We start from the raw sequence: 14,472 nt of genomic DNA, 5'->3' as shown, positions 1-14,472 counted from the left end.
GGGCGCCACCAGCGCCCGGCCCCGGCCATTCAAGCCAGCCTGATCAGCCAACCGGCCACAGCGCCTGGCCGTTCGGACCCTTCACATTCGCCGTCCAGGCCGCACGAACCAGCTCATGCGCGCTGGCGGGCAGCGGGATGTATTCCAGGCGAGTCGCCGCCTCGGCCCCGTTCTTGAAGGCCCAGTCGAAGAAGCGCATCGCGTTCTGGTTGCCCGCGACCTTCTCGGCCGGCGGGTCCATCGGCAGCAGGATGTAGGTGGGGGAGGTGATCGGCCACACCGTCGCACCGTTCAGGTCGATGGTGTCGGCGGCGAAGTTCGGCACGTTCCAGTTCGCGGCCGCCGCGGTGGCGTTGAAGGCCGGCGGCTGCGCTCGGACGAAGTTGCCGGACTTGTTGCGGATCTGCGTCGTCGGCATGCGGTTCACCACCGCATAGGCGTTCTCGATGTAGCCAATGGTGCCGGGGCTGTTGCGGATGATGTTGGACACACCCTCATTGCCACGCGCGCCATTGCCGACCGGCCAGCGAACGGAGGTGCCGGCACCCGGGCCGTTCTTCCACTCCTCGCTGATGCGGGACAGGTAGGTCGTCCACACCCAGGTCGTGCCCGAGCCATCGGCGCGGTAGGCGACGCTCAGCGGCATGTTCGGGATCGTCACGTCGCGGTTCAGCTCGACGATCTTCGGGTCGCGCCAGCGGGTGATCTTGCCCAGGAAGATGTCGGCGATCACTTCCGGCGTCAGCTTCAGCGCCTGGTCGGCGACGCCCGGCAGGTTGGCGGACAGAACGACCGAACCCATCACCGTCGGGAACTGCAGCAGCTTGCGCTCGGTGAGCTGTTCGGTGGTCAGCGGGGCGTCGGAGGCGCCGAAATCGACCGTGCGCGCGGTGATCTGGTTGATGCCGCCGCCGGAGCCGATCGACTGGTAGTTGAGCTGGGCAACGCCGGCATCACGTGCCTGGACAGACCAGCGCTCATAGAGGGGGCGGGGGAACGTCGCGCCGGCGCCGGTCACGGTCGGAACCGTCTGCGCCATCGCGCCGCGGGCATTGAGAAGCCCGGCGCCGAGTGCCGCGCCAGTGCCGAGCAGAAGGGTGCGCCTGTTCACTGTGTCATTCTCCGGTCCTGTTATGAGGGGCCAAGCATGGAAAGGTGCCCCGCCGGGCGGCTTCTAGGCGCCGGAGGCGACGTGACGATTGCAGTTTTGTGAAGGTTCCGTGACATGGAAACCCACAACAAGGCTTGGTTATCCGGTCGTCCGGCCCATCAGGCGCGGATATCGAGGCTGGTGCGGTTCCCTCCCGCTTCCGTCCGGCCATAGTCCAGCCGCTGCGCCATGCGGCGCACCAAGGCGAGGCCAAGGCCGCCCACCGCCTCCCCTTCCAGGCTTGGCACCGCCGCAGGGGCGTGGCGCGGGTCGAAGGGGGCGGCCGCATCTTCCAGCGCCAGGGACAGCACGCCGTCGCGCCAGACGACCTCCAGCCGCGCCGGGGTGGGCCCGGCCGGCCAGGTGGCGTGCTCGATCAGATTAGCCAGAAGCTCCTCGGTCACCAGCCGCAGCCGCAGCGCCTGGGCCGGTGGGACGTCCTGCGACTCGGCCCAGGCTTCAACCGCCTCCTGCGCCGCCGCGAGTCCGGCCAGCGAAACCGGCACCTCCAGCCGCAAGACCATCAGCCCAGCCGGGCGACGGCCTCGGCCTCGGTGGGCACCAGGGGCAGCACCTCCTCCAGCGCCATGGCTTCCAGCACCTCGGCCACCATGGGCTGGGCGCCGAACAGCACCACCTTGCCGCCGCGCCGCGACACCACCCGGGCCGAGGACAGCAGCAGGCGGATGCCGAGGGAGGACAGGAAGGCCAGTTCGGTCAGGTCCAGCACCGCGCTGCGGCCGGAAGCGGCGACCGCGGCGGTGAAGCCGGTTTCCACCTGCCCCACCGTCGTCGCATCCAGCCGCCCGACCAGGATGACCTTGTTGGCTGCCGGGCTGATCTCAACAACTTCAAAACGCACTGGCCGTCTCCGCGAAAATGGGGCGCGGTTGTCTAGACGGCCGCGGCCGGGTGCTGCGTGACCGTTTTCTGACAGTCGCCGTCGGTGAGAGCCGCCGCCCGCTACCAGACCAGCCGCAGGCCGAGGGTCAGCACATGGTCCGTGCCACGCTCGCTCCGCGCGCCGTCATAGTCCACCATCACGGCGAAGCGGTCGCCGCGGAAGGCGGTCAGGCCGATGCCGCCGGTCAGCACATCGCGCCCGCCACGCGGCGACTCGACCCGGAAGGCCGCGCCACCCAGGCGATGCGTGCCGGCATCCAGCCCGTCCTGCAATTCCCGCGCATAGCCCAGGCGCAACTCGGGTTGCAGCCGCAGGCCGTCGCCCAGGGTGAAGCCCCGGCTGGCGCGCAGCCCGATGCCGGCGCGCAGTGCATCGGCGGTCTGGCCATCGACACTGAGATCCAGCGCACCCGCCCCGGTCTCGGTGAAGCCGCCACGGCTGATGCGGTCCCAGCGCAGGAAGGCGCGGGGTTCCAGGTCGATGCCCTGGAGCGTCGTGGTGAAGCCGAAGCCGGCCTCCGCCGTCAGATCGGTGCCGTCGCTGTCCCCATTGGCGCGGCGCGCCAGGCTGCCGAAGGCGATGTCCCGCCGCGAGTCGTAGCGGCTGAGGCCGGTGCCGAGGGTGGCATCGAGGAAGGGCTTCATCGCCGCCTGGCTGGGCGGCATGTAAACGCCGTAGAGGCTGGCCTGGTAGGTATCCAGCCGCACCTCCCCGGTGCTCTCGTCACCATCGACCGTGCCGCGCAGGAAGCCCAGCGCGATGCCGGCGGTCAGGCCGGGGGCGAGGCGGCGATCGGCGCCCACCAGCGCGCCGCCGGATTGCCGCTCATAGCCCGGCGCATTGCCGTCGCCGCGGACACTGCCCGTGGCGCCCAGCGCGCGGCCCCAGAGCGACCAGCCGGCGAAGGCGCCGTCCCCCGCCCCATCGCCGCCACCATCCCCGGCCGGGACGCCGTCCCATTCCGGGGCGATGCCGGCACCCGGCGCGGCCGTCATCTGCACGCTGCGCGCCGTGTCCAGCGCCACGCGCGGGGCAAGCGCCGCCTGGGCGGTGGTCAGCGCCGGATCGCCGGCACGGATGGCGGCCAGGCGGTGGCCGATGCCGGCGCCGAGGATGCGCCGGTGTTCCAGCGTCGCCGCCAGCGCCTGCGCATGCACCACGCCCGAAATCTGGTCCAGCGCCGCGGGAATGGCCGCGCCCGGCAGGGTATAGAGCGCGCCGAAGACATCCGCCGCATCGCCGGTCATCCGCACCCCCGCCGCGGGGCGGATCGCGTCGACGGCCGTGCCCGCGGCCACCTGATTGCCGCGCTGGCCGATGCCGAGCGGGGCCAGATTGCCGTAGCTGGACGGGGTGGCCACCAGGTCCAGGCTGTTCGGGCCATACAGCGCATCGAAGCGCGCGCCGGCCGGCAGGCCGGAGGCCGGCTGCTCCAGCCCCGCGAAGCTGCCGAGCAGCCCGCCTTCCGCCTGGATCACGCGGAAGGTCTGGCCGAGGGCGGGCGTGAAGTCGTTATTGGCCGCGCCGGTGATGCCGCGCAGCACCGGCTGCAAGCTGCCGCCGGCCGTCAGCGTATTGCCGGCACCCGTGACCAGCACGCGGTCATGCGAACCCGCGCCGCTGCCGGTGCCCGTGCCGTCGATCTCCAGCCGCGTCACCGCGCCGGCATTGAGCGTGACCGGGGCGGTGAAGGTCAGCGTGCCGGGGGAGGCGCCGGGGCTGAGGATGCCGGAGATGGTCGTCGCCCCGCCGATGATGCCGCCGCCGGTGAGCGTGCCGTCCGGACCCACCAGGACGGGGCCACGAAACAGGCCATCCACCACCACCGTGCCGGATTGCGCATCCACGCCACCGGCATTGGCGGCCTCGCCGGAGAACGTCAGCCGGCCGCCACCGATCAACTGGAACTGCCCGTCGCCGGTGATGGTGCCGAGCAGCACGACCGGGCCCTGGGAGGTGTCGATGATGCCATTGGTGCCCTCCACCACCACATTCTGCGCCAGCGCCGTGGCGCCGGTCGGGCGGAAGGTGCCGCCGCGGAAGGTCACGGTGGCGCCCTGGATGGCGCGGTCGGATTCGGTGAAGGCGGGCTGGCTGCCATCAATCACCTGCTCACCGGACAGGCCGCCGATGGGCACGACGGCGTAGCGGATGGTGCCGCCGCCATACATCGAATCGCCATCGGCCGCGCCGTAGAAGGCGACGGTGGTGAAGGTCGCGGAGTCGTTGATGAGCGCGACGAAGGTCAACGATTGGTTGTAGCGGGCCTCCCCGGGGTTATCGCTTTCGGCCTGCGCGCTGCCGACCAGGATGGGCGTGCCACCATCGAAGGAGATGTAGAGCGCGCTGGGGAAGCAGCAGGTCGCCCAGCCTTCCAGTTCCAGGGCGAAGGCGTTGACCGGGCTGTCGAAGGTGAAGACCAGCCCGCTGCCCTGCGAATCCTCCGAGGTGGCGCTCATCCGGATGCCGTCACCGCTGGCGAAGCTGCCGCCCGGCCCGCTGATGGAGGAGAAGCGGCTGCTGCTGACGCTGCGCGTATCGCCATTGCCGGAGGCGATGCTGTAGCCGCTGCGTGCCCAGCTCGTGACGCGACTGGTCAGGCCGGACAGGAGATCGATATTGAGCGTCCCGCCCGCCTCGGCGACGCGCTGGTCGAAGCGCTCACGCCCCTCGAAGATGCTGTCGAAGAAGGTGGCCGTCTCCGCCGCGGTCGGGGTTGGCAGGCCGGCCAGCAGCGCCACGGCGGAGGCCGAGAGAAGCAGCCCCGCCGCCCCCCGGACGAGGCGGGTGGTGAGGTGATGAATCGGGCGCATCTGCGGCCTTCCTGGCTGTTGGGCAGCCCGGAACTACCTCGTTTCGCTGAACGTCCGGTTAAGCGCGCGCCATCCGGATCAGCAGCTCCGCATGCAGCACCTTTTCGGGCAATGCGGCCCTGGCCTGGAGTCGCGCGGGCGCTGCTTCCCGCCGCATCTCGCCCAACCGGACGACGAGATCGGCGCGCACGCCAAACACCGCATCCGTGTCGAGATAGGGATCGTCCTCCAGGAACAGCTCCGTCACCAGCGGCCGGAAGCCGGGTGCCTCGGCGATGACGTGCAGATGCGCCGGCCGCCAGGCATCCCGCGCCAGGCCGCGCAGCATGTCCCCGGCCGGGCCGTCATAGGGCACGGTATAGGGCTGCGGACGCGTGGTGGTGAAGGCGAAGCTGCCATCTGCCGCGCAGCTCAGCATGCCGTGGTAGTTCTTCGCCGGCTGGTCCGCATCCTGCGCCGCGTAGAAGCCGTTATCGGCGTTCTGCCACATGTCGAGCGTGGCGCCGGCCACCCCCCCCTGCCCGCCTGCCGCATCCAGCACCCGGCCGGTGACCACCATCACCTGCCCGGGCTGGCCCTTCCACAGGTCGCCGCCATCGGCCAGCGGCGGCGCGCCGCGCTGGTGGAACGGGCCGAGATTGGAACAGCTCGTCGCCCCCGCCGGCGTGTTCACCATGTCCACCAAAGCGGAGACGCCGAACAGGTCGCTGAACAGGATGAACTCGTTGCGTTCCGGCGTGGTGATCTCCCCGGCCCGGGTCAGGGCCTGCAATCCGGCCGTCCATTCGGCATGGGTCAGCCCGGTCTCCCGCACGAAGCCGTGCAGGTGCCTGGCCAGGCTGCACAGAACCTCGCGCAGCCGGGGGTCCTCGGCCTTGGCGGCATAGGCGGCGAAGGTCTGTGTCAGGGTCTCGGGGGTCACGTCGCGCATGATGGTCGCCTCAATCCGCGGTGGCGCCGGAGGTGCGGATGACCTCGGCCCAGGTGGTGGCCTCGCGCCGCACGAAGCTCGCCGCCGCCTCGCCGGACAGGCCGGGATCGGTCAGTGACAGCGCGGCAAGTCGCGCCTTCAGGTCGGGCGCGGCCATGGCCTTCGGCACCTCCGCCAGCAGCAGGCGCAGCGCCTCCGCCGGCATGCGGGCGGGGGCGAACATGCCGAACCAGGTGGTGGCGGCGAAGCCGGGATAGCCCTGTTCGGCGACGGTCGGCACATCGGGCAGGTTCGGGTCGCGCTCGGCCCCTGCCACGGCGATGGCGCGCACGCGGCCTTCCCGGATCAGCGGCAAGGCCGGCGGCAGGCTGGTGCTGCCGATCGGCGCCTGGTTGCCGACCACGGCCGTTGCGGCCTGGGCGGGGCCGAAGGCCACCGGCGTCGCCTCCACCCTGGCGAGCGTGCGAAACAGCAGCTCCGCCCCCAGATGCGGCGTGGTGCCGGTGCCGGAATGGGCATAGCCGATGCCGGGATTGGCGCGGATATGCGCGATCAGCTCCGCCAGGCTGGTGGCGGGGATGGAGGGATGCACGAACAGGGCATTGGGCGCCGTCGCCACCACGGCGATGGTGGCGAAATCCTCCAGCGTGTAGCCGGCATTGCGATACAGGCTGGGATTCACGCAGAAGGCGGTGGAGTGCATCAGCAGCGTGTGGCCGTCGCTGGAGGCCTTCACCGCCTGGGTGCCGAGATTGCCACCCGCCCCGGCGCGATTCTCCACCACGGCGGCATGGCCGGTGTTCTCGGTGAATTTCTGGGCCAAAGCGCGGGCCACCACATCGGTGGAACTGCCTGGCGGAAAGGCCACCAGGATGCGCAGCGGCCGTTCCGGCCAGGCGGCCAGCGCCAGCCGCGGCGTGGCCAGCAGAACGCCCGCGCCGGCCAGCATGGCGCGGCGCCCCATCTTCGTGTTTTTCATTGGTGTTTCCTCCCTGTCGGCAGCCCGCTTTCAGAAGGCGGGATCATCCTCGATGCTGTTGCGCAGCACGCCCACACCCTCGACCTCGATCTCCACGACCATGCCGGGGGCCAGGAACAGCGGCGGCTTGCGGGCATAGCCGACGCCGGAAGGCGTGCCGGTGGCGATCACGTCGCCCGGTTCCAGCGTCATCACCTCCGACAGGATCGCGATGCAGCGGGCGACGGAGAAGATCATGTCGCCCGTGGTGCTGTCCTGCACCGTCTGGCCACCGACACGGGCGGTGATGCGCAGCGGCGCGGCACCGGGCGGCAGCTCATCGGCCGTGACGATCTCCGGCCCGAAGGCGCCGGTCCGGTCGAAATTCTTGCCCATGGTCCATTGCGTGGACTTGCGCTGGTAGTCGCGGACGGAGCCGTCATTGAACAGCGAATAGCCGGCGACATGGTCCAGCGCCTGCGCCTCCGGCACGTTACGCGCCGTCTTGCCGATGATGATGGCCAGCTCCGCCTCGTAATCCAGCTTCTCCGAGGCGCCCTTGGGGCGCAGCATCGGCTGGTTGGGGCCGGTCAGGCTGGTCTGCACCCGCAGGAAGACGGCCGGATAGTCGGGGATGGGGTTGCCACCCTCCTTCGCATGCAGCGCGTAGTTCAGCCCGATGCAGACCACCTTGCCCGGCCTGGCGATCGGCATGGCCAGAGTCAGCACGGCCAGCGCCTTGTGGGTGGAGGCCGGCGCGGCCTTCGCCGCCGCATCCAGCCGCGCCAGCGTGTCGCCGCCGGCCTGGATCAGCGCCAGCGCATCGTCGGGAAAGCCCGGCAGCGCGGCGACGGGCACGACCTGGTCCCCGATCCGCACCCCGGCGGCGATCCGGCCCTCATCCTGAAAGCTCAGCAGACGCATTTTCTATTCCCGACAAAACTGGCGTGAAGCGGATTTTGTCGATAAAACTCGCCGCATGCAAGAGATGCCTGAAAACACCCTCGCCACCCTGGTGCAGCGCCGCCTGCGCGCCGACCTGCTGCGCGGCGTGCTGCCGCCCGGGGCGAAGCTGAAGGTGCAGGCGCTGGCCGCCAGCTACGGTACCGGCCCCAGCCCGGTGCGGGAGGCGCTGGCCTCCCTGACCAGCGAGGGCCTTGTGGAACGGCTGGACCAGCGCGGCTTCCGCGCCGCCCCCGCCAGCGTGGCCGATTTCGACGAGCTGGTGCGCGCCCGCTGCTGGCTGGAGGAGGTGGTGCTGCGCGAAAGCCTCGCCGCCGGCGACCAGGGGTGGGAGGAGGCGCTGGTGCTCGCCCAGTGGCGGCTCGGCCGGCTGAAGCGGGCGGATGCGGGGTGGGAGGAAGCCCACGCCGCCTTCCACCAGGCGCTGCTCGCCGGCTGCCCCTCCCCCACCTTGTGTGGCATGGCGGAGGCCTTGCGGGAGAAGGCGGAGCGTTTCCGGGCGCTGGCGCGCCGCGTCGCCTATCCCGGCCGGGACGTGGCGGCGGAGCACGCAGCGATCGCGGAGGCGGCGCTGGCGCGGGATGTGGCGCGCGCCGTCCCGCTGCTGCAGGCCCATTACCGCAGCACCGCCAGCTTCGTGCGGGCGGCGCTGGCGGAAGCTTGAGTCGCTAATTCAGGAAGGGATTTCGCCCCCGCGCCGGCGCCTGGGCAGGGCCGTAATGGCGGGCGAGATAGTCCACGATGGTGTCGCGGAACTCACCCTCCAGCGGGTTCATGCCGTGGCGTTCCGTCATCCAGTCCATCAGCCCGTCCCATTGCGGGCGGGTGAAGCGGCTGCGGCGGATCAGCGCGGTGTTGTGGCAGGCGGTGCAGTAGCCGAAGACCTCCGACCGGCCCTCGCCTTCCGTCAGCACCGTCTCCTCCTCCGCGCGCTGTTGCAGGGCCAGCGCCTCATCCGCCTGGCTGGCGCCCTGGCCGAGCGCCAGCGTCGGCACGAGGATCGCGAGCCAGGCCAGGGCCGTGAGCCGCAGCCTCATCCGACGAGGATCGCCGCGCGGCTGATCGCATTGCCGCCATAGCCCTGGGGATTCCAGTTGGCCGGCAGATGCGGCTGCATGCGGCCCTGGCTGTCGGTGGCGCGGTACCAGACCTCGTAATAGCCATCCGCCGGCAGGCTGACGCGCCCGGTCCAGCGTTGCCAGGCATGGGCATTGGCCGGAGCGGCCACCTGCATCTCGGTCCAGGTCGCGCCGAAATCGACGCTGGCATGCACCGCTTGCACCGTCAGGTCCCCGGCCCAGGCGGCGCCGCGCAGATCCAGCGCGCGCGTCCCGGCCGCCAACCGCGACCCATGCGCGTGGGAGGAGAGGATGGAGCGCACCGGCATGCTCTCCAGATCCGCGAAATCGGCACCATTGTTGCTGCTGCCTGGCACGATCGGCCGCACCGGCACGCGGTAGCTGGTGCCGCCCATGCCCGGCCCGTCATGCGGCTTGTCGCGCACCCAGATCCGGTTGAGCCACTTCTGGCTGAGGCTGCCCGGCCAGCCCGGCGTCACCAGGCGCAGCGGCGCGCCGTGCAGATGCGGAATCGCCTCCCCATTCAGGCGGAAGGCCAGCAGCGTGTCCTCCTCCATCGCCTTGGCGATCCGCATGCCGCGTGCGATGGCCGGCCGGCCCGGCTCGCCCGACAGATGCGGGTCGGCGCCGTAATGGCCGGTGGCGACGGCGGAGGGTTTCAGCCCGGCCGCCTGGAGCACGTCCCGCAGCCGCACGCCGGTCCATTCGCCATTGCTGATGGCGCCATTGCCCCATTGGTTGCCGCGGGTCTGGGGGGCGTAGAAGCTGCGGCCATTGCCGCCGCATTCCAGCTGCAACTGCCGGGTGATGACGGGGAAGCGCGACTCCAGCTCCGCCACCGTCAGTTCCAGCTTGGTGTTCACCTCCCCATCCACGGTCAGCTTCCAGCCGCGCGGGTCGGCGGGCACGTCCGGCAGGCCGCCATTGTTGCGGATGAACATGTTCCGGGCGGAGGTCACCGGCTCATCGAGCAAAGTCTCGGGCGTCTCGGCATTCAGCGGGCGCTCGCCTTGCAGGATCAGCGGACCCTTGCCCTCCATGCGCAGGATTTCGGGGCCCGTGCCCTGGGCGGCGGCCGGCCGGCTGAACAGCGCCGGCAAGGTGCCGCCGGGCATGGTACCGGCGAAGGGGATCGCAGCCCCGACCGCGCCCCCCATGGCCGCCAGGGCCGCGCCCTTCAGCGCGCCGCGCCGGCCGAAGGCCAGCGCATCGGCACGTTCCGGATCGTCGCGATACAGTTCCTGCACGGAACGCTCGATCTTGCGCGTCATGGCTGCTTCCTCCGTTGTCGTTGGTGGAAGAATTGACCACGCCCCCCATCGGCACAAGGGACGATCGCGATCAGCCGATCAACAAGCCGCTGCGGCCCAGGGGGTTGGCGGCATAGCCCTGCGGATTCCAGTTCGTCGCATGCAGCGGCTGTGTCCGGCCTTCGCTGTCCGTGGCGCGATACCAGATCTCGTAATAGCCATCCGCCGGCAGGTCGACCTGGCCCGTCCAGCGCTGCCAGGCATGGCGGTTGGCCGGTTCGGCGAAGTCCATGTCCTGCCAGCTCGCGCCAAAATCCCGGCTGACCTCCATCCGCCGCACCGTCAGGTCACCGGCCCAGGCGGCGCCGCGCAGATCCAGCGTGCGCGTCCCCGCCGGCAGCCTTGCCCCATGGGCATGGGAGGACAGGATGGAGCGCACGGGCATGCTCTCCAGCTCCACGAAATCCGCGCCGTCATGCGCCTGACCCGGCTCGATCGGCCGCGCCGGGATGCGGTAGCTGGTGCCTCCCATCCCTGGCCCGTCATGCGGCCGATCGCGGACCCAGATGCGGGTCAACCACTTCTGGCTTAGGCTGCCGGGCCAGCCCGGCACCACCAGCCGCAGCGGCGCGCCATGCAGATGCGGGATGGGTTCGCCATTCAGCCGGAAGGCCAGCAGCGTCGTCTCATCCATCGCCTTGGCGATACGCATGCCGCGAGAGATCGCGGGCTGGCTCGATCCCGACAGATGCGGATCGGCGCCGTAGTGGCCGGTATAGGCGGCGCTGTCCTTCAGCCCGGCCGCCAGCAGCACATCCCGCAGCCGCACCCCTGTCCATGCGCCATTGCTGATCGCCCCCTGGCGCCAGGGATTGCCCCGCGCGGCGGGCATGTGGAAGGCGCGGCCATTGCCGCCGCATTCCAACTGCAATTGCAGGGTCACCACCCGGAAACGCGCGGCAAGCTCCGCCACCGTCAGCCGCAGCGGTGCCTGCACCTCCCCATCCACGGTGAAGGACCAGGCATCGGGATCGGCGGGCTCCGGCGGGATGCCGCCATTGTTGCGGACGAACATCGCCGCGGCGGAGGTGACCGCCTCATCCAGCAGCGCCTCCGGCGTCTCGGCGCAGAGCGGTGCGCTATCATGCACCGCCAGCGCCTGCTTGCCCGGCCAGTCCAGCGGATGGCTGCCGGGCACGGCGACGGGGCGTTCCAGCAGCGCCGGCACCAGCCCTTCCGGCAGATGCGCCGCGAAGGGGATGGATGCTCCGAGCGCCGCCTGCCAGCGCGCCAACCCCGTTGGCACCATCCCCTTTGGCGTCAAGCGGCGTTACTCCGCGGCCATCGGCAGGCCGGGCGCGGACTTCCAGCCATACTGGCTGTCGAGGCCCAGCGCGCGGACGATGGCGAGGCCCTTGGCCAGATGGTCCGGCTTCAGCCCGGTCAGCGGCCGGCGCAGATCGCCCGCCGGCAGCCCCACCGCCTTCATCAGCGACTTCACCGCCACCGGGTTGATGGCCGAATAGGTGAAGTGCAGCAGCGGCAGCAGCCGCAGATAGGTGTCCCGGAACACCACCGACTGCGCCGGGTCCTTCCAGGGCGTCGACAGCAGCGCGAGGCCGGCCGGGTCGATATTGCCGGTCATGTTCGCGGTGCCATGGCCGCCGAGCGACATGGTGGGCACCACCAGGCCGAGATTGGGGCTGTCGCAGCACATGATGGTCGCATCCGGCAGCGCCGCGCAGACCTGCGCCACCTGGCCGACGCGGGTGGTGCTTTCCTTCAGCACCACGATGTTCGGGTGCTTCATCAGCCGCAGCAGATGGTCCCAATGCAGGTCGGACTTCACCCGCGGCGGGTTGTTATAGATGCCGATCGGCAATTCCACCGCATCGGCGCATTCGGCGAAGAAGGCCTCGATGTCATCCTCCGGCGCGCAGATATAGGCGGGCGCGGCCAGGATCGCGCCATCGGCACCGGCCGCCTTGGCGTGCTTCAGATAGGCGATGGTCGCCGCCGTGCTGGTGCCGGTGCAGCCGTAGAACATCTTCATGTTGCCCGGCTTCATCGCGGCGGTCTTCTCGACGATCTCGCGCCGTTCCTCCGGCGTCAGCATGGAGACCTCCCCGGTCGAGCCCATGATGAGCACGGCGGAGGTGCCCTGCGCCGCCTGCCAGTTCAGCAGGGTGCGGAAGCCGCCGAAATCGACGCTGCCATCGGCATTGAAGGGGGTGATGAGGGCAACGAAGGACCCCTCGATCCGCATCTTGGTCATCGGCCGTTCTCCAGCAGGATGACAGGCAGCCTACAACAGGATTTCGCGCTGCGGTATCGGGCTGTGATGCGGAAGGTGGCGCGGCAAAAGCTTCCGCCATTTGGGACCTGCCCCTTCCGGAACGGCAGCGCACGCGCAATTGTAGCGACAAATCATCGCCCAAGGATCGTCCCATGCCGACACGCCGCAGCCTGATCCAAGCCTCCTCCCTGCTCGGCCTGGCGCCCCTCGCCGCGCCGGCGCTGGCGCAGGCACCCTGGCCGTCGCGGCCGATCACCATCGTGGTGCCCTTCCCGCCCGGCGGTTCGAACGACCTGCTGGCGCGGCCGGTGGCGCTGAAGCTGCAACAGGCGCTGGGCGGCCACCCCGTGGTGGTGGAGAATCGCGGCGGCGCCGGCGGCACGGTGGGCGCCATGGTGGTGGCCCGCGCGCCGGCCGATGGCCACACGCTGATGTGGGGCCATGTCGGCACGCTGGCGGTAAATCCCTGGATCTATCCGAACAACCCCTATGACGTGCTGCGCGACTTCGCGCCCGTCGCCCTGGTCGCCACCCTGCCCTCCATCCTGACCATCCATCCCTCGGTCCAGGCGCGCACGGCGGCGGAATTCATCGCGCTGGCCAAGGCCAATCCGGGCAGCCTGGAATATGGCAGCGCCGGCAATGGCGCGGCGTCCCACATCACCATGGCCGCCTTCTGCGACGCGGCAGGCATCGAGCTGGTGCATGTGCCCTATCGCGGCAATGGCCCGATGCTGGCGGACCTGATGGCCGGGCGGTTGAAGGCGAGCTTCGCGGGCGCCCCGGTGGTGCTGCCCTCGATCCGCGATGGCCGCCTGCTGGGCCTGGGGATGAGCGCGCTGACCCCTTCCGACGCGCTGCCCGGCATTCCCGCCATCGCGGCCAACGCATTGCCGGGCTTCGAGGTGGTGCAGTGGCACGGGCTGGTGGCCCCCGCCGCGACGCCGCCGGAGGTTGTGGCCCGCATCAATACCGCGGTGAACGGGCTGCTGGGCGATGCCGACCTGAAGGCGCGGCTGGTGACGGAGGGCGCCGATGCCGCGCCCCGCACGCCCGAGGCCTTTCGGGCATTGATCGCCAGCGAGCTGGAGCGTTTCCGGGTGCTGATCGGCCGCGCCGGCATCAAGGCGGATTGAGCGCTTGCTGACCCTTACCGTCGCCTGCGCGCCCTATGACCGCGTGCGCGCCCTGTTCGATGGGCGCGTGCGGATCCCGGGCGTGCGGCTGGTGCATGTGCCGATCCATTCGGAGCAGAGCTTTCCGCGCGCCTTTTCCCGCGCGGAATTCGATGTGACGGAGCTGTCGCTCTCCTCCCACCTGTTGCAGGTCTCGCGCGGCGAGGCCGCCTATGCGGCGATCCCCGCCTTCGTCTCCCGCGCCTTCCGCCATGGCTGCATCTATCTCCGCGCCGATGCGGGCATCGCCACGGCGAAGGACCTGGAAGGAAGGCGCGTCGGCATTCCGGAATACCAGATGACGCTCGGCCTCTGGCTGCGCGGCATTCTGGGCGACGACCACGGCGTCGATGTGAACGGCATCGCCTGGCGCACGGCGGGCACCAATGCGGCCGGGCGCAAGGAACGCCTGAAGCTGGAACTGCCGCCGGAGATGGATGTGCGGCCGCTGGGCGAGGGCGCGACGCTGAACGCCGCGCTGCTGGCCGGCGAGATCGACGCCATCCTGTCGCCCACCGAGCCCCTGGCCTTCGCGGCCGGCGACCCCCGCGTGGTGCGCCTGTTCCCCGATCCGCGCGCCGCCGCCCAGGCCTGGCACCGCCGCACCGGCTTCCACCCGATCATGCACCTGATGGGTATCCGGCGTGAGGTTCTGGACCGCGACCCGTCCCTGGCACCGCGCCTGTATGACGCCTTCGCCGAGGCGAAGCGCCTGGCGCTGGCGGATATCGAGGCCGATCTGCGCCATTCCTCTCTGACGCAGATGCTGCCCTTCCATGCGGAGGAATGGGCCGCCACCAAGGCGCTGCTCGGCCCCGACCCCTGGACCTACGGCATCGCCGCCAACCGGAAGGAGCTGGAGGCGATCTGCCGCTGGTCCCACACCCAGCACCTGTCGCGCCGGAAGCTGGAGGTGGCGGAGGTGTTTGCCGAGGGCGTGGGGGGAAGCTGAG

14 protein-coding genes are annotated in these 14,472 nt (G+C 70.5%); 3 read left to right on the top strand and 11 right to left on the bottom strand.

Features of this window, described 5'->3' with window-relative positions; translation table 11 throughout:
- Nucleotides 1–43: 43 nt before the first annotated feature.
- The 7 genes from pstS to JJQ90_RS16350 form a co-directional block, all read right to left on the bottom strand.
- Nucleotides 44–1,111 (bottom strand): phosphate ABC transporter substrate-binding protein PstS, encoded by a 1,068-nt coding sequence (gene pstS / locus JJQ90_RS16380; RefSeq protein WP_329959456.1) that lies wholly within the window; start codon nucleotides 1,109–1,111, stop codon nucleotides 44–46.
- Between the two features lie 158 nt (nucleotides 1,112–1,269).
- Entirely contained in the window at nucleotides 1,270–1,674 is a 405-nt protein-coding gene (locus JJQ90_RS16375; protein WP_216877197.1) for an ATP-binding protein, read from the bottom strand.
- Nucleotides 1,674–2,012: an STAS domain-containing protein gene (locus JJQ90_RS16370; RefSeq protein WP_216877195.1), complete on the bottom strand. Its 339-nt coding sequence runs from the start codon at nucleotides 2,010–2,012 to the stop codon at nucleotides 1,674–1,676. Before JJQ90_RS16370 ends, JJQ90_RS16375 begins: the two co-directional genes overlap by 1 nt.
- 101 nt (nucleotides 2,013–2,113) lie before the next feature.
- Nucleotides 2,114–4,867: an autotransporter family protein gene (locus JJQ90_RS16365; protein ID WP_216877193.1), complete on the bottom strand. Its 2,754-nt coding sequence runs from the start codon at nucleotides 4,865–4,867 to the stop codon at nucleotides 2,114–2,116.
- Nucleotides 4,868–4,925: 58 nt separating this feature from the next.
- Nucleotides 4,926–5,798: a dioxygenase family protein gene (locus JJQ90_RS16360; RefSeq protein WP_216877186.1), complete on the bottom strand. Its 873-nt coding sequence runs from the start codon at nucleotides 5,796–5,798 to the stop codon at nucleotides 4,926–4,928.
- 10 nt (nucleotides 5,799–5,808) lie between these two features.
- Nucleotides 5,809–6,777: a Bug family tripartite tricarboxylate transporter substrate binding protein gene (locus JJQ90_RS16355; protein WP_216877185.1), complete on the bottom strand. Its 969-nt coding sequence runs from the start codon at nucleotides 6,775–6,777 to the stop codon at nucleotides 5,809–5,811.
- 30 nt (nucleotides 6,778–6,807) lie between these two features.
- The gene (locus JJQ90_RS16350; RefSeq protein ID WP_216877183.1) at nucleotides 6,808–7,680 is read right to left on the bottom strand and encodes a fumarylacetoacetate hydrolase family protein; all 873 of its coding nucleotides are present in this window, start codon (nucleotides 7,678–7,680) and stop codon (nucleotides 6,808–6,810) included.
- Between the two features lie 64 nt (nucleotides 7,681–7,744).
- On the opposite strand from JJQ90_RS16350, the gene JJQ90_RS16345 reads away from it, so the two are divergent.
- On the top strand, nucleotides 7,745–8,383 hold the full coding sequence (locus JJQ90_RS16345; RefSeq protein WP_216877181.1) for a GntR family transcriptional regulator: 639 nt from the start codon (nucleotides 7,745–7,747) through the stop codon (nucleotides 8,381–8,383).
- Between the two features lie 4 nt (nucleotides 8,384–8,387).
- Here JJQ90_RS16345 and JJQ90_RS16340 read toward each other — a convergent pair whose 3' ends face one another.
- The 4 genes from JJQ90_RS16340 to JJQ90_RS16325 form a co-directional block, all read right to left on the bottom strand.
- The gene (locus JJQ90_RS16340) at nucleotides 8,388–8,756 is read right to left on the bottom strand and encodes a hypothetical protein (RefSeq protein ID WP_216877179.1); all 369 of its coding nucleotides are present in this window, start codon (nucleotides 8,754–8,756) and stop codon (nucleotides 8,388–8,390) included.
- The gene (locus tag JJQ90_RS16335) at nucleotides 8,753–10,069 is read right to left on the bottom strand and encodes a sulfite oxidase (protein ID WP_216877177.1); all 1,317 of its coding nucleotides are present in this window, start codon (nucleotides 10,067–10,069) and stop codon (nucleotides 8,753–8,755) included. Before JJQ90_RS16335 ends, JJQ90_RS16340 begins: the two co-directional genes overlap by 4 nt.
- Before the next feature lie 70 nt (nucleotides 10,070–10,139).
- Entirely contained in the window at nucleotides 10,140–11,372 is a 1,233-nt protein-coding gene (locus JJQ90_RS16330) for a sulfite oxidase (protein ID WP_230410719.1), read from the bottom strand.
- Between the two features lie 6 nt (nucleotides 11,373–11,378).
- The gene (locus JJQ90_RS16325; RefSeq protein WP_216877176.1) at nucleotides 11,379–12,323 is read right to left on the bottom strand and encodes a dihydrodipicolinate synthase family protein; all 945 of its coding nucleotides are present in this window, start codon (nucleotides 12,321–12,323) and stop codon (nucleotides 11,379–11,381) included.
- A 173-nt stretch (nucleotides 12,324–12,496) separates the two neighbouring features.
- On the opposite strand from JJQ90_RS16325, the gene JJQ90_RS16320 reads away from it, so the two are divergent.
- Together JJQ90_RS16320 and JJQ90_RS16315 are read left to right on the top strand one after the other, a co-directional pair.
- Entirely contained in the window at nucleotides 12,497–13,480 is a 984-nt protein-coding gene (locus tag JJQ90_RS16320; protein ID WP_216877174.1) for a Bug family tripartite tricarboxylate transporter substrate binding protein, read from the top strand.
- 4 nt (nucleotides 13,481–13,484) lie between these two features.
- Entirely contained in the window at nucleotides 13,485–14,471 is a 987-nt protein-coding gene (locus tag JJQ90_RS16315; protein ID WP_216877172.1) for a substrate-binding domain-containing protein, read from the top strand.
- Nucleotide 14,472: the final 1 nt, after the last annotated feature.

It is taken from the genome of Falsiroseomonas oleicola, assembly GCF_019029495.1.
Classification (GTDB): domain Bacteria; phylum Pseudomonadota; class Alphaproteobacteria; order Acetobacterales; family Acetobacteraceae; genus Falsiroseomonas; species Falsiroseomonas oleicola.
Note: the sequence above shows the minus strand (reverse complement) of the source record. Positions and strands in the feature narration are given on the sequence as shown.